The sequence below is a fragment of the Paenibacillus sp. FSL H8-0282 genome (assembly GCF_037963825.1).
GTDB lineage: Bacteria > Bacillota > Bacilli > Paenibacillales > Paenibacillaceae > Paenibacillus_AQ > Paenibacillus_AQ odorifer.
The window spans coordinates 5,175,911-5,193,795 of sequence record NZ_CP150146.1 but is presented as its reverse complement, the minus strand read 5'-3'; the positions used below and the strand labels follow the sequence as shown (position 1 = coordinate 5,193,795).

Here is a 17,885-nt window from a genome sequence, read left to right as displayed (position 1 = left end):
TTTTTCTGTGGAGAAATGTTTTTCGGGAAACGAGCTATCTGATTTAGGAAAAATTTCCTTGGCCAGAAAAAGGTTTTTGATTTTTAATGGCGAATCTATTATGCTTAAGTGGTGAAAAGTGGGGTAAAGTGGGGATTCGGGGATTAGGGGTGGGAAAAAGGATGTTCATGGGAGAGTATCAACACAGCATTGACGACAAAGGCCGAATCATTATTCCGGCTAAACTCCGTGAATTGCTCGGAACCTCCTTCGTGACGACCCGCGGCCTAGACTCCTGCCTGTTTGTTTATCCCATGGAAGAATGGGCAATCATGGAACAAAAGCTTAAAAGCCTTTCGCTGATGAAATCAGATGCCCGCGCATTTAGCCGCTTTTTTTTCTCAGGTGCAACTGAATGTGTTTGGGATAAGCAGGGAAGGGTAAATCTGCCGGCCAATTTACGGCAGTATGCCAAACTGGACAAAGACTGTGTCATTCTGGGCGTTTCGAACCGGGTGGAAATCTGGAACAAAGAGCTTTGGGAACAGTACTTCGAACAGTCCGAGGAATCGTTCAACGAAATCGCTGAGAAATTGGTGGATTTCAATTTTGATCTATAAAACACAATAACGAATACTGTCCTGGAGGGATGCAGCTTGTTTCACCACATCACGGTGCTTAAGGAAGAAGCGACAGAAGGGCTGCACATCAAAAAAGACGGAATCTATGTAGATTGCACTCTCGGTGGAGCGGGTCACAGCTCACTTATCGCTTCCAAGCTTAGCGGCGAAGGCCGTTTAATCTGTTTGGATCAAGATGATTGGGCTTTGGAGAACGCCAAAGAAAGATTAGCGGAATACGGAGACAAGGTTGTGACTATTAAGACTAACTTCCGTGATCTGGAGAGTGTACTTAAGGATGTGCCCTTTGTGCCACAAACAGATGGTATTCCCCAAGTAGATGGAGTGCTCTTTGATCTTGGCGTATCCTCTCCCCAGTTTGACGAAGGGGAACGAGGCTTTAGTTACAATCATGATGCTCCGCTGGACATGCGCATGGATCAGTCAGCACTTTTGACGGCTGCTGAAATTGTGAATACATGGTCCGAGCAGGAGATTGCCCGTGTTCTTTTCCAATATGGAGAAGAGAAATTCTCGCGGAGAATCGCTAGAAAAATTGTAGACAGAAGAGAAGAAGCTCCTATTGAGACAACAGGAGAATTAGCAGAACTGATCAAGGAAGGTATCCCGGCAGCTGCTCGAAGAACAGGAGGGCATCCCGCTAAACGTAGCTTTCAAGGATTAAGGATTGCTGTGAATGACGAATTGGGTGCTTTTGAAGAAGGGCTACATAGTGCAGTACGTTGCCTTGCACCAGGAGGCAGAGTATCCGTCATCACCTTTCATTCGCTCGAAGACCGAATTTGCAAGCAAATTTTTAGCAGCTATTTAAGCAGATGTACATGCCCGCCTGACTTTCCGTTTTGCGTATGCGGCGCGAAAGGCACGCTTAAGTTAATCAATCGTAAACCGCTTGTGCCTTCTGAAGAAGAGCTTGAGCTTAATACCCGAGCCCGCTCAGCTAAGCTGCGCATTGCAGAAAAATTGTAATTGACGATAAAGGAGAGTCAGAGATGGCCTATACCCGCGGCAATTTAGCAGTTCAGCCCAAAAGAAAAGAAGAGGTAAACCCCCTTTACCGCGAGAAGACAAAAGTAGTTACCAGACGAAGAGTACTTCCGCTGCAAGAGAAACTTTTGTATATGCTGACGCTAGGAGTATGCGTTCTGGTGGCGATCACCCTGATTTCACGTTACGTCCAAATTTATGATTTGAACTTGCAGGCTCAGAAATTAGATCAGGATATTGCAACAGCCAAGAAGCAGATTTCTACGTATCAGATGGAAAAGCAGAATTTAGAGCAGAAAGTCGCCCAAAAAGCACGGGATCTTGGTTATGTGTCCCCGGATGAGAATGCAACAATCTATATTCCGGCAAGCTCAGCAACGACTCCAGGTGATAATTAGTGAGCGATTGGCAAGATCGCAATAAAAAAAGTTGTGAGGTTCGCTTATGCTGAAAAGAATAAAACTTCGCACGCTGTTTATAGGAGGGTGTATTACCCTCTTTTTTCTTGTTTTGATCGTTAGAGTGTTCTGGATTCAAGTTATGCAAGGTGAGGAATGGCAGGAAAAGGCCGCCACACTTTGGGCGCATTCCTCAACTATCAAAGCGGAGCGAGGTACGATTTCTGACCGTAACGGGAGTGTGCTCGCTAGCGATGTCCCTGCTTATACCGTGGTGGTGAATCCTGAAGTGATTCAACAACAAGGCATCGGGGAAGAGGTCATCACAGGATTGCACGAATTGCTCGGCAAACCAGAGGATGAGCTGCGTAAGCTGGTTGAAGCCAAGGACGAAAAGACGGGTGCTTACCTCAAGAACCGTGAGATTCGTAATGAAGGCTGGAAGATTGATCAGGAGCTTGCCGATAAGGTGAAAGAATTTTATGTAGCCCTAGGTAAAGAACATAAAATTCAAGAGACCGGTATTGGGCTTGTTAGAGAGCAGAAACGATATTATCCAAAAGATGAATTAGCTGCACATATCTTAGGTTATACAGATAGGGACGGCAATGCTATCATGGGACTGGAAAAATACTTTGATACGGAGCTTAAGGGTGCCGATGGCAAGCTGCTTTATCAAAGTGACGGTCAAGGGGTAAAATTGCCGGATTCACAAGATACCTATAAGCCAGTAGTAAATGGAAGTAATTTCAAGCTTACAATCGATAGTACGATCCAGCATTATATAGAAGAGGCCATGCAAAAGGCGTATGCGCAATATAAGCCAAAAAGTATGAGTGTCATTGCTGCTGATCCGAACACGATGGAGATTTTGGGATTAGCCAATATGCCTACCTATAATCCAAATGAATTTTGGAAGACCGGGGCCGATGGGGCGGGATTCTATAATCATGCTATTAAATCTAAATACGAGCCTGGTTCCACTTTCAAAATTGTAACGCTTGCCGCCGCAGTAGAAGAGAAGCTTTTTGATCCTGTTGCGACATTTTTGTCCGGGTCCATCCGGATAAAGGGATATAGTAAAGCACTGCATGATATTAATCATGCTGGATGGGGGCAAATCAGTTTTCTTGAAGGTGTGAAACGTTCTAGTAACGTTCTATTCGTTAAGCTATATGAAATGCTCGGACAGGACAAGCTATTACAGTATATCAATGATTTTGGCTTCAATGAGAAAACGGGAATCGATCTGCCAGGAGAAGTAAGCGGGGTAGTTAACCCTAACCTTGGACGTCCTATAGAAATTGCGACACTCGCATATGGACACGGTAAAGTGCTAGTAACCCCACTTCAACAGCTAGTTGCCGTATCTGCTATAGCTAATGGGGGGAAGTTGATGACTCCGTATGTAGTTAAGGAGGTCACAAACCCTAACACTGGTGAGACAAAGGTTACTCAGCCTAGTGTAGTGCGTCAGGTGATTGATGAGGAAAGCGCCAAGAAAACGGGTGAATATTTGGAGCAGGTTGTTGCTGACCAAGTAAAAGGAACAGGCCGCAACGCTTATATTGACGGCTATCGCGTGGCAGGTAAGACAGGAACGGCTATCAAGGTTGAAGGTAAGGATTATGTGAAATCCAAAGTACTTGTCTCCTTTATTGGTTATGCTCCTGTTGATGATCCAAAGATCGCTGTTATTGTCATTATTGACGAACCGAACGTTGAGGTTGGCGGCGGTAAGGCAGCTGCTCCAGTATTTAAAGAGATTGTATCCCAGTCTCTGCAATACATGGGAGTACCTAAGCTGGCGTCTGAGGCTAGTGATAGCAGCAGTAAAAAGCCGGCTAAGACTGAAACAGTCGCACTTCGGACTACACCAGATCTAACAGACAAGACGATGAAGGAAGCAAGAGAAGCACTTTTGGATCAAGGCTTCGATTATGTAGTGGTCGGTGAAGGATCTACTGTAGAGAGTCAATATCCTGAGGCAGGTACTAAGCTTGCTACAGGGCAACGGATCTATTTATTAAGTCCGCAGGGGGCTCAGCCTACCATTCCAGATTTAAAAGGGGAATCCCTGCGTGATGCACTTGAAATTCTAACTCTACTAAAAGTAGAGATTGCGGTAGACGGTGAAGGTTACGTCTCAGAACAGATTGTAGGCACGCAAAATGGCAAGACCTTGGTCACTTTGAAAATGAAGCCATTAAATGATTATGGCGAAGATATTCCCGTGGCCCCGCCTGCTGATGAGGGGACAGATTCCGAGAGCGGAACATAGCTTGTTCTAACCCCTGTTTGTCCCGAATAGTCATGAAGATAAGAGCTCATGTCTATTGTTGAAAGTGGGGGAGAACGGAATGAAGGTTTCCAAAGTCGTAACACGGCGGAGAATGCTGTGGACATTGCTGGGACTGGCAGTGTTATTCGGTTCGCTGGTCGTGCGTCTTGCGTATGTGCAATTATCTCAAGGCGAGGAATTGACTGCGAAGGTAGAAGATTCCTTGCGCCGCAATATTCCTTTTACCGCTAAACGTGGTGAAATTATGGATCGTGAAGGTGTGCCGCTCGTTTCTAATATCACCACACCTACAGTGTATGCAGTACCGGTGCAGGTAAAAGAGAAGCAAAAGACAGCACAGCAATTAGCTCCACTGCTTGGGATGACTGAGGAGAAGCTGATGACATTGCTGTCCAAAAAAGAAATGTCGGTGAAACTTCAGCCCGGCGGCCGCAAAATTACGATGGATCTTGCCGCGAGCATCCGTGATTTGCAGCTGCCGGGCATCGTTGTCGCTGAGGATAGCAAAAGGTATTACCCTTACGGCGATTTAGCCGCGCATATTCTAGGCTTCACAGGTATAGATAACCAGGGCATTACAGGAGTAGAGAGTATATATGACAATCTGCTCAAAGGCATAGCCGGTAATATTTCTTATTTGTCTGATGCAGGTGGAAGACTTATGCCTGGCTCATCTGAGAAATATTCTGCCCCTCAAGACGGACTTAATCTGCAGCTGACGATTGATAAACAGATCCAGTCCATTATGGAACGTGAGCTTGATCAGGCTATGGTAAAATATCAGGCGCAGGGTGCTTGGGCTATAGCTATGAATCCGAAGAATGGTGAGATACTAGCCATGGCTAGCAGACCGGGGTATGAACCAGCATCATACAAGGAATATGATGCGCAGATTTACAACCGGAATCTGCCTATCTGGATGACCTATGAACCTGGTTCAACGTTCAAAATCATCACTCTGGCTGCTGCGCTGCAGGAAGGTAAAGTAGATCTTCAGAACGATCATTTCTATGATCCGGGTTTTATCGAGGTGGCGGGCGCAAAGCTGCGCTGCTGGAAAAAGGGCGGTCATGGTAGTCAAACCTTTCTACAGGTAGTTGAGAACTCTTGTAACCCTGGGTTTGTCGCCTTAGGGCAACGGCTGGGAAAAGAATCACTTTTCAAATATATTAGGGATTTTGGTTTTGGGAGCAAAACGGGAATTGATCTGAATGGGGAAGCTAATGGTATTCTGTTCAAGCTTAATCAAGTAGGTCCGGTAGAGCTTTCGACTACAGCCTTTGGTCAAGGGGTTTCGGTTACGCCTATTCAGCAGATTGCTGCGGTATCCGCGGCTATCAACGGCGGTAATCTCTATAAACCTCATGTAACAAAAGCATGGGTTAACCCGGTTACTGGAGAGACTGTATCAGAGGTGAAGCCAGAGCTTGTGCGGCAGGTCATTTCGGAGGAAACATCCAAGAAGGTGCGGGCAGCACTTGAGAGCGTGGTTGCCAAAGGCACAGGACGGCCGGCTTTTATTGACGGCTATCGTGTAGGTGGCAAGACGGGTACTGCACAGAAGGTTGTAAATGGACGTTATTCTCCAACAGAGCACATTGTTTCTTTTATTGGCTTTGCGCCAGCGGATGATCCTCAGATCGTTGTGTACACTGCCGTGGATAATCCGAAAGGGATTCAATTTGGGGGTGTGGTTGCAGCTCCAATCGTGCAAAATATTTTGGAAGACTCGCTGCACTATATGAAGATTCCGGAGCGCAGTGATCAGCTTCCCAAAACTTATAAGTATGGCGAAACTCCGATAGTGACCGTACCTGATCTTACCGGAGCAACGGTGCAGGATATCTATGAGGATTTAAATATGAATTTTAATCTTGCACGTTCAGGCACAGGAAATACGGTCATCAATCAAGCTCCTAAGGCTGGGGCCAGAGTAGAACAGGGCTCAACCATCAGGATTTATATGGGAGCATCTAGTGAATAATGATTAAGGTATAAGGTTTTAGCTCGTATCCGAAAATGTAGAGTGAGGGATTACTATGAAAGTTAACGAATTATCTGCTTGTCTTGCTACTTCGCAACTATACGGGGATGGAGATGTGGAAATTACTGATCTTCAGACGGATTCCCGCCGTGTAGGCCCGGGAGATGTATTCATTTGTTTGCCTGGCCACACCGTGGACGGGCACAAATATGCGCCGCAAGCAGTAGCCTCCGGAGCGGCGGCTATTGTATGTGAGCACAAGCTGGAGCTTGATATCCCGCAGATTGTTGTAGATGACTGCCGGTTTGCGATGTCTGTCATGTCGAATGCATTCTTTGGCTCACCTAGCAGCCGGATGAGAATGATCGGGGTGACGGGCACAAACGGCAAAACAACAACGACTTATCTCATTGAGCGGATTATGCAGGATCAGAATATGAAGACAGGTCTGATTGGAACAATTCAAATGCGCTATGACGGCAAAAGCTACCCTATGTCAGGCACAACTCCAGAATCGCTAGATCTGCAGCGTTCCCTTCATGATATGGCTTCCAAAGGTGTGGAATGTTGCGTAATGGAAGTATCCTCTCACGCACTTCAGCAAGGACGTGTGAAGGGTGCGGACTTCCGTACGGCAATTTTTACGAACTTAACCCAAGATCATCTGGATTATCATCATACAATGGAGGAGTATCGGGCGGTTAAAGGGCTCTTTTTCTCCAGATTGGGAAATGTGATCTCTCCGTGGAAGGAAGAACGCAAATATGCGGTGTTGAACGCGGATGATGAAGCCAGTCAATATTTTGCAGCCCAAACTGCGGCGGAAGTGATTACATATGGCATTGATAACAACGCTAATGTCCGAGCTTCGCAAATATCGATCACCGCAAAAGGAACTTTTTTCCATGTGGATACGTTTAAGGGGAAGACGGACATTTCACTCCGTATGGTTGGTAAGTTCAATGTCTACAATGCACTCGCGGCGATTACAGCTGCTTTATTGGAAGATGTCTCTCTGGCTGATATCAAGACTAGTCTTGAGGCAATCGATGGTGTAGCTGGACGGGTGGAGTCAGTGGACGAAGGTCAGGAATTTGCTGTTATCGTTGACTACGCACATACACCAGACGGGCTAGAGAATGTATTAAAAACGGTCTGCGAATTTGCTACCGGCAAAGTGCTTACAGTATTTGGCTGTGGCGGTGACAGAGACCGGACGAAACGTCCATTAATGGGGAAGATCGCTGCACGATATAGCGACATGGTATTCGTAACTTCTGACAACCCCCGGACGGAGGACCCTCAACTAATCTTGAAGGATATAGAAGCAGGACTAGTAGAGGATGGAGTCACCTCTGACCGGTATCATATGATTGTTGATCGCCGAGAAGCTATCGGGAAGGCTATTGAAATGGCAAGCCCTGGCGATGTAGTATTGATTGCGGGGAAAGGTCATGAGACCTATCAACTGATTGGCGGAGTGGTTCATGATTTCGATGACCGCATCGTCGCTAAAGAAGTTATAAGGGGCCGAAACTATTGATTACAAGAACGCTTGAAAATATTGCTGCCATGTGCGCAGGGGAACCTGCTGCTGTCGAAGCTATGAATACAACCCTTACGGGAGTCGTTACCGACTCCCGTAAGATCACACCCGGTTGCCTGTTTGTGCCTCTATCTGGAGACAAATTCGATGGTCACCACTATGCTGCCGCAGCACTGGCTGCTGGTGCGGGTGCAACCTTGTGGCAACGCGATAAAGGACCGGTACCTGAAGGTGGCGGAGTTATTATTGTTGAAGATACACTAGAGGCTCTTCAGAAGTTGTCCGCTGCTTATCTGAAGGAAGTGGCTCCACAGGTTGTCGCTGTTACGGGCAGCAACGGGAAAACAACAACAAAAGATATCATTATGTCTCTGCTTGAAGTGCAGTTCAAAGTGCATAAGACAGCAGGGAATTTCAATAATCATATCGGTCTTCCGCTTACTATTTTATCCATGGCTGAGGATACAGAGATCGCTGTACTTGAAATGGGGATGAGCTCGCGGGGAGAAATTGCTCTGCTGGCTTCTTTGGCTGAACCAGACGTAGCGGTAATTACTAATGTAGGCGAGTCGCATTTACTGCAGCTGGGGTCACGTAAAGAAATAGCCCGCGCCAAGCTGGAGATTGCTGAAGGGCTGAAGCCGGGGGGATTGCTGATTTATAATGGTGACGAACCGCTGCTGACTGAGGTAATGCAAGAGTCCACTTTTAAGGCTCCAGAAGGGATGAGAACCTTCCGATTTGGTCTAAATGAGGATAATGATGATTATCCAACAGGGATGATGTCCCATACTGGTGGCATGACGTTCACGTCAAGCCGTCATAAGGAACATGCTTTTACATTACCGCTGCCAGGTCAGCATAACGTTGTTAACGCTCTGGCTGCACTAGCGGTTGCTCGTCATTTTGGGGTTACGGAGCAGAATATGAAGGACGGTCTGAGCAAGCTCAAGTTGACGGGCATGCGGATTGAAGTGATTCGGACTTCCTCCGGACTTACGCTTTTAAACGATGCTTATAATGCCAGCCCTACTTCTATGAAGGCGGCTATAGATGTCCTGCAATCTATGAAATGCAGTGGCAATAAAATCGCTGTGCTCGGGGACATGCTGGAACTTGGGCCGGAGGAAGTAGAATTTCATCAAGAAATAGGCTACTACCTTGACCCTTCCTTAACTGATTTTGTATGTACTTACGGACCATTATCCGTTCATATTGCCAAAGCAGCAGAAGAGAAATTCGGCAAAGAGCGCGTCAAAGCTTTTACAGATAAAGCGGAACTAACCGCTGTCCTTCTAGAGAAATGCAGTGCTAAGGATATTGTTCTATTTAAAGGATCAAGAGGGATGAAGCTCGAGGAAGTGCTTCAGAGCCTAAATAAAGATATTCAACAGACCTAAATCATTGGAGGGGGTGTACCCATGGATTATCAACTATTGTTATTGACTATTGCTGTTTCCTTTATCCTTGCGGTCATTGCCGCTCCGCTCTTCATTCCGCTTCTGCGCAGGATGAAATTCGGACAGCAGGTGCGAGATGACGGACCGCAAACCCATTTGAAGAAAGCGGGAACGCCGACTATGGGCGGTATCGTGATTATCGTAGCTTTTACCTTGTCTTATCTGAAATTTTCTGTGGTGAATACAGATTTTTATGTACTGCTTGTAGCTACGCTTGGTTTTGGATTGATTGGATTTTTGGATGACTATATCAAAATTGTATTTAAGCGTTCCTTAGGGCTCACAGCTCGTCAAAAGTTATTTGGACAGCTGCTGGTTGGTGCTTTAATGTGCGGTCTTCTGATCTATGCCGGACACAGTACAAGTATCAGCGTTCCAGGTACTGATTTCAGCTTTGATTGGGGTGGCTGGTTCTATTATCCATTCATCATTATTATGATGATGGCAGTGACGAATGCCGTTAACTTTACAGATGGAGTCGATGGACTGTTGTCTGGGGTTAGTGCCATTGCTTTGGCCGCATACGCGGTGGTGGCAATGCAGGCTACGTCTATTGCGGCAGGTGTATGTGCTGCGGCCATGATTGGTGCTGTACTTGGCTTTCTTGTGTTTAATGCCCACCCTGCTAAAGTATTTATGGGGGATACGGGTTCGTTTGGTATTGGTGGCGCGATAGGTGCTATTGCTATTGTCACGAAGAGTGAGCTGCTGTTTCTCATCATTGGCGGTGTTTTTGTAATTGAAATGTTGTCCGTTGTGATTCAAGTCGTTTCATTTAAAACCCGTGGCAAACGTGTATTCAGAATGAGCCCGATTCACCATCATTTTGAGCTTGGTGGCTGGTCGGAGTGGCGTGTGGTAATTTCGTTCTGGGCGGTTAGCTTGGTGTTGGCTGCTGTGGGACTATTTATTAGCAAGGGGTTGTAGAGAATGAAACATCCAGATAAGTATCGTGGTGAAGAAGTTGTGGTTCTTGGGCTTGCTAAAAGCGGTGTCCAGGTGGCTAAAGTGCTGCATGAACGCGGCGCTGTAGTTACGGTGAACGATAAAAAAGAAAGAGATCAAAGTCCCGAAGCTTCCGAATTGGAATCTTTGGGAATTTGTGTTATATGCGGTGGGCATCCGGAAGGTCTTATTCATGAAGGTGTAAGTCTGGTAATCAAGAATCCAGGCATTCCTTATTCTGCGCCCCCTGTACAAAAGGCAATTGAGCTTGGAATTGAAGTGGTCACAGAGGTAGAGGTGGCTTATCGACTTTGTGCAGCGCCGATGATCGGGATCACGGGTTCCAATGGTAAGACGACAACGACGACCTGGGTAGGCCATATGCTGGAAGCTGCGGGAATGAACCCTATAGTTGCGGGCAACATTGGTACGCCTCTCTGTCAGGCTGCACAAGAGGCTACAAAGGATGATTGGATGGTAGTTGAGCTTAGCAGCTTTCAACTTAAAGGAACGGAGACCTTCCGGCCTAAGATAGGCTGTCTGCTGAATATTGCAGAGACCCATCTGGATTATCATGGAAGCATGAAAGATTATGTGGATTCCAAAACCAAGCTGTTCGCTAATCAATTAGCTACGGATACAGCAGTGCTGAACTGGGATGATCCTGTCTGCCGGGAACTTGTACCCTATATGAAGGCTTCGATTCTTCCATTCTCCTTGTTTGAGGAGCTGCCTCATGGAGTATTTGTTAGCCCGTCCTACATTACGGGGCAAGATGATGAGCTGAAGCGCCACATTATCTATCGCGAATCTGCGGACAAGGAAACGATAATCGCCGATGTAGATTCCATCGCCCTTCCGGGTCGCTTTAATGTGGGGAATGCGCTGGCTGCCTGTGGAATTGCTATTGCCGCTGGAGCGGACCCCTCTCTATTAAGCGAAGTGCTTTCTTCTTTTCGCGGTGTGGAGCACCGCCTGGAGTATGTAGCTGATAAGGCTGGAGCCGCTTATTATAACAATTCCAAAGCAACGAACTCCAAAGCGACAATTACGGCTTTGACATCGTTTCAGCGGCCGGTGGTATTGATTGCTGGCGGATTAGACCGTGGCTCCGATTATATGGAGCTGCTGCCTGTCCTGAGCGGACGCGTCAAAGCTTTGGTGGCGTTAGGACAAACCAAGGACAAGCTAATAAATGTAGCACAGCTGGCAGGATTAAAGCAGATTATCTCCGTCGATAATGGGGAGAGCGCCGCCGCCGTGCTGCAAGCAGCTGTGCGGGAAGCTTCCGCTCTGGCGGAAGAAGGAGATATCGTTCTCCTGTCTCCTGCATGTGCTAGTTGGGATATGTTTACATCCTATGAAGAGCGCGGGTGTATTTTTAAAGAGGCGGTGCATAACCTTTAAGTAGGGGGGTGGATAAGCCCCTACTACGGATGCAAGAGGTGTGCTCCTGATGAACAAAACTCGTCATGCTCCCGATATTTGGTTGCTGATTCCCATTCTTTCTTTGCTGGTGATCGGCATGGTGATGGTATACAGCGCCGGATCTGTTTTAGGCTTCCGCAATTATGGAGATTCGTTTTACTTTGTAAAGAGGCAGCTTTTGTTTGCAGGACTGGGACTTGTTGCAATGTTTGTTACAGCGAATACAGACTACAAAGTGTTAAAAAAGCTGGCTAAGCCGGCACTGATTGTCTGCTTTATTTTGCTCGTTATGGTGCTTATTCCCGGCATTGGTGTAGTTCGCGGGGGAGCGCGCAGCTGGCTCGGAATCAGCTCCTTCGGGATTCAGCCCTCCGAGTTCATGAAGATGGGGATGATTCTATTTCTGGCGAATTGGCTGGGAAAAGAAGAGTATGATATCACCTCCTTCACTCGTGGCTTACTTCCCCCGTTAGCGCTTATCGGATCAGCTTTTGCACTGATTATGCTCCAGCCGGATCTGGGTACAGGTACCGTTATGTTTGGCGCGGCCTTAATGATGGTCTTTACAGCTGGAGCAAGAATGAAACATCTACTCTCACTAGGAGTAGCTGGGGTGGCTGGGTTTGTTGCTTTGGTTGCCGCAGCACCTTACCGGTTGCAGCGTATAACCGCTTTTCTTGATCCTTGGTCCGATCCCCTCGGTGCAGGCTACCAGATTATTCAGTCGCTATACGCGATTGGGCCTGGAGGGCTCGGGGGTCTCGGACTTGGAATGAGCCGGCAGAAGTACAGTTATGTACCTGAGCCGCAGACCGATTTTATTTTTTCTATATTGGCCGAGGAACTGGGGTTTATCGGTGGTTTGGCTGTGTTGATCCTGTTTCTTATTCTAATCTGGCGCGGAATGAAGGTGGCGATGAGTCTGCCTGACCGTTTTGGAAGCTATTTGGCCGTTGGCATCGTCTGTATGGTGGCTGTGCAAGTCATTATTAATATTGGTGTGGTCATCGGTCTAATGCCTGTAACAGGCATCACACTTCCTCTGATTAGCTATGGAGGTTCTTCACTTACACTGATGTTAACCTCCCTGGGCATTCTATTGAACTTATCCCGTTATGCGAGGTGAAAGACATGCGTATCGTATTAAGCGGCGGAGGCACGGGTGGTCATATCTATCCCGCAGTCGCTGTTGCTAGACAACTGGAATCAGAAGATAGTGAATCTACCTTCCTGTATATTGGTGGAACGCGTGGCTTAGAGAGCAAGCTCGTTCCCCAAGAGAATATCCCTTTCAAATCTATCGACATCACTGGCTTTCGGCGCAAGCTGTCCATGGACAACGTCAAGACGGTGATGCGTTTTTTAAAGGGCGTTAAGGCTTCCAAAGAAATGTTAAGAGAGTTTAAGCCTGATGTTGTAATTGGTACAGGCGGTTATGTATGTGGTCCGGTCGTTTACGCTGCATCCCGGCTGGGTATTCCAACCTTGATCCATGAACAAAATGCTATCCCTGGTTTAACAAATCGTTTTCTAAGTCGTTACGCGAGTACAGTGGCCGTAAGCTTTGAAGGGACAGAATCTGCTTTTCCGGGGAGCAAGCACGTAATCTACACAGGTAATCCTCGGGCAACGACGGTTACTACGGCTAGTCCACAACGGGGGTTTGCCTCGCTGGGCATTCCGGATAACAGCACGGTTGTTTTGGTTGTTGGCGGCAGTCAAGGGGCTAAGGCTATTAATAAAGCCATGATTGAAATGGCCCCATTTGTGGGTAAGGGTAATGGTGTTCATTATGTTTACGTTACAGGTGAGCCTTATTTTGAGGATACCCGTGCTGAATTGCGTCAGAAGCTGGGTAGCACACCGAACTGGCTGCATGTCCTACCTTATGTTCACAATATGCCGGAGGTCTTGGCTTGTACCTCCTTAATCGTAAATCGGGCGGGGGCATCCTTTCTCGCTGAGATTACAGCGCTGGGTATTCCTTCTGTACTTATCCCTTCTCCTAATGTGACGAATAATCACCAAGAGGCGAATGCAAGACAGCTGGAACGCGAAGGAGCCGCTGTGGTGCTGCTTGAGAAGGATTTGAATGGTAAGGCGCTTTATGAAGCTGTGCAAGCAATCATTGGAACTGAAGCTGTACGCCAAAAAATGTCCGAGGCTTCCAAACGACTGGGCAAAAGGGATTCTGCTGCCATTGTCACTAACGAACTCCGAAGACTAGCTAGTAAACAGTCTTAAGCCATTAACCTTTGAGAGGTTTTTCCTTATTGGCAGCTCTCTGTCACACACTTGGAGGAACGAACATAGGATAATCCTATAATCGTGACAATCACCCAGGACACTTCCTAACCTGAAAGGTAGTGCAGGATAATCTTGTACATTTCATATGACCTTGTATCGGAAGTGTTTGTGGTGGGTGAGCGGTAATCTCGGAGGTGATACATTGGACAAATTGGTGATTGAGGGTGGAAGTCCCCTGTCAGGCACCATTCGTATCCATGGAGCAAAAAATGCGGCGCTGCCGATTCTAGCGGCAAGCCTGCTGGCCGAAGGAGTTCACTCACTGCATAATGTGCCGAAGCTGCTGGACATCGAGACTATGCTAGACATCTTGGATCGGCTGGGCTGCAGGTGCGTGCATCAAGAGGATACGGTGACGATAGATACGTCAGCCGTGGGGACATCTCATGTACCTGAGGATTTGATGCGGCAGATGAGATCTTCCATTTTTTTAATGGGACCGCTGTTATCCAGATTTGGTGAGGTAACGATCTATCAGCCTGGTGGCTGTGCGATCGGGGAGCGTAAAATCGATCTTCATTTGCAGGGTCTTAAAGCACTGGGGGCGGAGATCGAGGAAAGCAACGGACGAATATCCTGTCGGGGCTCAAAGCTTGTAGGGAGTGATATTCATCTCGACTATCCAAGTGTTGGAGCCACGGAGAATATTATGATGGCTGCCGCCAAGGCAGAGGGGACAACTACGATATCGGGAGCAGCAAGAGAGCCGGAAATACAGGATCTACAGCAATTTTTGAATAGTATGGGTGCTCAGATTATCGGTGCAGGCACGGATACCATTACGATCCAGGGTGTCAAAAACTTATATCCCTGTACGTACGAGGTAATCCCAGACCGGATAGTGGCTGGAACTGTAATGATTGCTGCGGCAGCTACACGTGGGAATGTGACCTTGACACATACGAACGCCGGGCATCTGACTTCGCTTATTCATGTGCTTAAGCGGGCTGGTGTTCAAATCACAGTATGCAATGATATAATTAATGTCAGCTGCATGGGGCGTCCGCGTGCGGTTGAGAGAATTGTAACCTCTCCTTATCCTTCTTTCCCGACGGATCTGCAATCTCAGGTCATGGTGCTGCTGTCGCTCGCCGATGGTTTTAGTGTGATCAAGGAGACGGTGTTTGAGGGACGGTTCAAACATGTGGAAGAAATGGCCCGGATGGGTGCTGACATTTCTATCGATTTGAATCGTGCGTTTATTCGCGGCGTTCAGAGATTGTATGGTGCTACTGTGGAAGCTACTGATTTGCGGGCGGGTGCAGCTCTGGTCATTGCCGGGCTTGCTGCACAAGGGACTACGGTCGTTGAGCAAGCGCATCACATTGACCGTGGTTATGATGGAATAGAGAAGCTGTTTCAGAAGCTTGGCGCGCGTATAAGCCGTAAGGTGCCTGTAACGGATCCACTTGATTTGGCCAATTAAAGCTCCCTGTCTCCTTCCAGATCTCCCAGAGAAGGAGACAGGGCCTTATTACGGAGAATATGAGAATGACTACAACCCGATTACCTCTTCTTAAAGAGGACAAGCCTAAGAAAAAAATGAGCCGTAAGATTACGGCGATCCTGCTGCTGCTGTTCACTGCGCTTCTTGCTGTGATTTTTTTTAGATCGTCTATTAGCCATATTACAGTGATAGATTTTCAAGGTAGTAAGTATTCTACTAGTGAAGAGCTACTCTCACAAAGTGGAATTAAAATAGGTGGGCAATTCTTTGCTGTATCAACGAAAGCTGTGGAAGAATCTCTGCTGAAGCTTAAGACGATTAAAGACGTCAGCGTGCAGAAGGATTTCCCCGGGGTGATCACAGTGAAGATTGAGGAATTTCCAGCGGTAGCCTATGAACTGGAACAGGGAGGCCTCTTGAAGGCAATTCTATCCAGTGGAGCTGCAGTCCCTGTTAATGAGACAGGAATTGCCGTTGAGAAACCCATATTAACGAACTGGGACCCGGAAGATCCGAATAAGGCTAAGCTATGTCAAGCATTAGCAAGCATTCCTAATGAATTGACAAGTGATATCTCTGAGATTGTTCCCTCGCCGACCTTGTCTTTTCCAGACCGGATCAAGCTCTATACTAGATCCCGTTTTGAGGTGATTACAGCCATCTCATTGCTAAAGAGCAAGGTGTCCTATTTGAATCAGATTATAGAGACTGAACAGCCTGGACTGATTAAAATGCTAGAAGCCGATTCATATGTTCCCTTTCAGGTTGTAAGCGATGAAGAAGATGTTGCGCAAGAGTAGTGTGGAGGTAAATAGTCCCTACTAATAGAGTTAAAAAAATGCTACAATCGGAGTTACGGGCAATAAGCTATATCCCTCTTTTTTCTTCGATTTTTTTGAGATATAGTACTATATTTGGTTGAAATGACCAATTAGACCGATATTTCTTGTGATAATTGCTATTTTTACAATAACATATGAGTAACTATTCACATTTGGGGATGTTGGAATATTATTCCGTTCAAAAAATTTGTAGAAAAAAGAGGGAAAGGATTAGGTATGTTGAATATGTACAGAGAAGTTTCCCGGGACCGGGATAAGGTAATGCAATTAATTATGATTATAACAGGAGGTGCCATAGGACTTGAGCAACAATGACATCATTGTTAGTTTGGACATCGGTACATCCAAAGTTCGGGCAATAATTGGGGAAGTTACCAATGGAACCTTTAATATTATTGGCGTTGGATCTGCCGATTCGGAAGGAATACGTAAAGGCGCGATTGTAGATATCGACCAAACTGTGCAATCGATCAAAAGTGCTATAGATCATGCAGAGCAGATGGTGGGTATTCAAATATCAGAGGTTTATGTAGGCATTTCCGGTAATCATATTGGCCTGCAATCCAGCCACGGTGTTGTGGCCGTTCAGAATGAGGATCGTGAAATCGGCGATGATGATATCGATCGCGTAATTAAAGCTGCGGAAGTCATTGCTATGCCTCCGGAGCGTGAAGTGATTGATGTTGTTCCCAAACAATTTATCGTCGATGGTCTTGAAGGAATTCAAGACCCGCGCGGAATGATTGGTGTTCGTCTGGAAGTTGAGGCAACAATCATTACGGGTGCTAAGACGCCAATACATAATCTACTACGCTGTGTTGAGAAATCAGGGCTGAAGGTAAAGGATCTTGTGCTGATGTCTCTTGGAGCTGGTGGATTGGCGCTGTCCAAGGACGAGAAATCGATGGGATCTGTTCTGGTTGATATCGGTGCGGGCTCAACAACAATAGCCATATACGAAGAGGGTTCTCTTAGTGCAACCTCCACGATTCCGATCGGAGGAGAATTCGTAACCAATGATATTGCCTACGGACTTCGGACACTTACTGATCAAGCGGAGAAGGTAAAACTTAAATATGGTTGTGCTTGGATTGACGATGCAGCCTCAGACGTTGTCTTCAAGGTATTGCGCATTGGCAGTAACGTGGAGAAGGAATTTAACCAAGAGGATCTGGCGGCCATTATCGAGCCAAGGGTGCAAGAAATATTCCACCTGATTCGTCAAGAAGTTAAACGGCTTGGTTACAGTGAACTGCCTGGAGGTTATATACTAACAGGTGGGACTGTCTCGATGCCGGGTGTATTGAAGGCTGCTCAGACCGAGCTGGCTGCATCTGTACGCATCGCCGTGCCGGATTATATCGGTGTACGGGACCCTGGGTTTACCGGCGGTGTCGGTATTCTGCATAATGTTGTCCGTAGTTTCCGTGGAAGAAACAGTGGTGGAAGCAGCAACAAAAAGACGGTCAACCGGAGCAAGCAGAACGCCACTCCGAGTCAGGAAACTGTTCAGAAGCCCGGATTTGTGGAGCGTCTAAAAAATATGTTTAGCGAGTTTATATAAGTGTAAGTCCAGATATACTTGGACCGGCCATCCAAGCACATTGAGGGGGAGATGG

General features: G+C 46.8%; 14 protein-coding genes. All 14 read left to right on the top strand.

The genetic code is table 11. The features are described 5' to 3' along the window. Nucleotides 1-161: 161 nt before the first annotated feature. The 14 genes from mraZ to ftsA all read left to right on the top strand — a co-directional run bounded on the left by mraZ (nt 162) and on the right by ftsA (nt 17,830). Entirely contained in the window at nt 162-599 is a 438-nt protein-coding gene (mraZ, locus tag NST94_RS22560; protein ID WP_036683674.1) for a division/cell wall cluster transcriptional repressor MraZ, read from the top strand. 36 nt (nt 600-635) lie between these two features. Then, nucleotides 636-1,589 (top strand): 16S rRNA (cytosine(1402)-N(4))-methyltransferase RsmH, encoded by a 954-nt coding sequence (rsmH, locus tag NST94_RS22555; RefSeq protein ID WP_036683671.1) that lies wholly within the window; start codon nt 636-638, stop codon nt 1,587-1,589. A 23-nt stretch (nt 1,590-1,612) separates the two neighbouring features. Then, entirely contained in the window at nt 1,613-2,005 is a 393-nt protein-coding gene (locus tag NST94_RS22550) for a septum formation initiator family protein (protein ID WP_036683668.1), read from the top strand. 46 nt (nt 2,006-2,051) lie between these two features. Next, a complete protein-coding gene (locus NST94_RS22545) occupies nt 2,052-4,286 on the top strand; it encodes a penicillin-binding transpeptidase domain-containing protein (RefSeq protein WP_076129051.1) in 2,235 nt (744 codons plus the stop codon). A 79-nt stretch (nt 4,287-4,365) separates the two neighbouring features. Beyond that, nucleotides 4,366-6,291 carry a stage V sporulation protein D gene (locus NST94_RS22540; protein WP_076185250.1) on the top strand — a complete coding sequence of 642 codons (1,926 nt, stop codon included), beginning with the start codon at nt 4,366-4,368 and terminating at the stop codon, nt 6,289-6,291. 55 nt (nt 6,292-6,346) lie between these two features. Then, a complete protein-coding gene (locus NST94_RS22535) occupies nt 6,347-7,834 on the top strand; it encodes a UDP-N-acetylmuramoyl-L-alanyl-D-glutamate--2,6-diaminopimelate ligase (protein ID WP_280753440.1) in 1,488 nt (495 codons plus the stop codon). Continuing rightward, nucleotides 7,831-9,237: a UDP-N-acetylmuramoyl-tripeptide--D-alanyl-D-alanine ligase gene (murF, locus tag NST94_RS22530; protein WP_036683655.1), complete on the top strand. Its 1,407-nt coding sequence runs from the start codon at nt 7,831-7,833 to the stop codon at nt 9,235-9,237. The genes NST94_RS22535 and murF overlap by 4 nt, the downstream gene beginning before the upstream one ends. A 21-nt stretch (nt 9,238-9,258) precedes the next feature. Next, nucleotides 9,259-10,224, top strand: a complete 966-nt coding sequence (gene mraY, locus NST94_RS22525; RefSeq protein WP_036683653.1) for a phospho-N-acetylmuramoyl-pentapeptide-transferase — start codon at nt 9,259-9,261, stop codon at nt 10,222-10,224. A 3-nt stretch (nt 10,225-10,227) separates the two neighbouring features. Continuing rightward, complete coding sequence (gene murD, locus NST94_RS22520) at nt 10,228-11,649, top strand: UDP-N-acetylmuramoyl-L-alanine--D-glutamate ligase (protein ID WP_280753439.1); 1,422 nt, start codon at nt 10,228-10,230, stop codon at nt 11,647-11,649. Between the two features lie 49 nt (nt 11,650-11,698). Further along, nucleotides 11,699-12,796, top strand: coding sequence for a stage V sporulation protein E (spoVE, locus tag NST94_RS22515; protein WP_036683647.1), 1,098 nt, complete (start codon nt 11,699-11,701; stop codon nt 12,794-12,796). A gap of 5 nt (nt 12,797-12,801) precedes the next feature. Further along, nucleotides 12,802-13,914, top strand: coding sequence for an undecaprenyldiphospho-muramoylpentapeptide beta-N-acetylglucosaminyltransferase (gene murG, locus NST94_RS22510; RefSeq protein ID WP_339281315.1), 1,113 nt, complete (start codon nt 12,802-12,804; stop codon nt 13,912-13,914). A gap of 205 nt (nt 13,915-14,119) precedes the next feature. Then, on the top strand, nt 14,120-15,403 hold the full coding sequence (gene murA, locus NST94_RS22505) for a UDP-N-acetylglucosamine 1-carboxyvinyltransferase (protein ID WP_036683642.1): 1,284 nt from the start codon (nt 14,120-14,122) through the stop codon (nt 15,401-15,403). Between the two features lie 65 nt (nt 15,404-15,468). Continuing rightward, on the top strand, nt 15,469-16,224 hold the full coding sequence (locus tag NST94_RS22500; RefSeq protein ID WP_076129061.1) for an FtsQ-type POTRA domain-containing protein: 756 nt from the start codon (nt 15,469-15,471) through the stop codon (nt 16,222-16,224). A 343-nt stretch (nt 16,225-16,567) separates the two neighbouring features. Then, nucleotides 16,568-17,830, top strand: coding sequence for a cell division protein FtsA (ftsA, locus tag NST94_RS22495; RefSeq protein ID WP_076136520.1), 1,263 nt, complete (start codon nt 16,568-16,570; stop codon nt 17,828-17,830). Nucleotides 17,831-17,885 lie beyond the last annotated feature (55 nt).

Bases quoted from the DNA above. Each gene is read 5' to 3' on its own strand.
- mraZ (WP_036683674.1), top strand. From the start codon at position 162: ATGTTCATGGGAGAGTATCAACACAGCATTGACGACAAAGGCCGAATC.
- NST94_RS22550 (WP_036683668.1), top strand. From the start codon at position 1,613: ATGGCCTATACCCGCGGCAATTTAGCAGTTCAGCCCAAAAGAAAAGAA.
- NST94_RS22545 (WP_076129051.1), top strand. From the start codon at position 2,052: ATGCTGAAAAGAATAAAACTTCGCACGCTGTTTATAGGAGGGTGTATT.
- NST94_RS22540 (WP_076185250.1), top strand. From the start codon at position 4,366: ATGAAGGTTTCCAAAGTCGTAACACGGCGGAGAATGCTGTGGACATTG.
- NST94_RS22535 (WP_280753440.1), top strand. From the start codon at position 6,347: ATGAAAGTTAACGAATTATCTGCTTGTCTTGCTACTTCGCAACTATAC.
- mraY (WP_036683653.1), top strand. From the start codon at position 9,259: ATGGATTATCAACTATTGTTATTGACTATTGCTGTTTCCTTTATCCTT.
- murD (WP_280753439.1), top strand. From the start codon at position 10,228: ATGAAACATCCAGATAAGTATCGTGGTGAAGAAGTTGTGGTTCTTGGG.
- spoVE (WP_036683647.1), top strand. From the start codon at position 11,699: ATGAACAAAACTCGTCATGCTCCCGATATTTGGTTGCTGATTCCCATT.
- murG (WP_339281315.1), top strand. From the start codon at position 12,802: ATGCGTATCGTATTAAGCGGCGGAGGCACGGGTGGTCATATCTATCCC.
- NST94_RS22500 (WP_076129061.1), top strand. From the start codon at position 15,469: ATGACTACAACCCGATTACCTCTTCTTAAAGAGGACAAGCCTAAGAAA.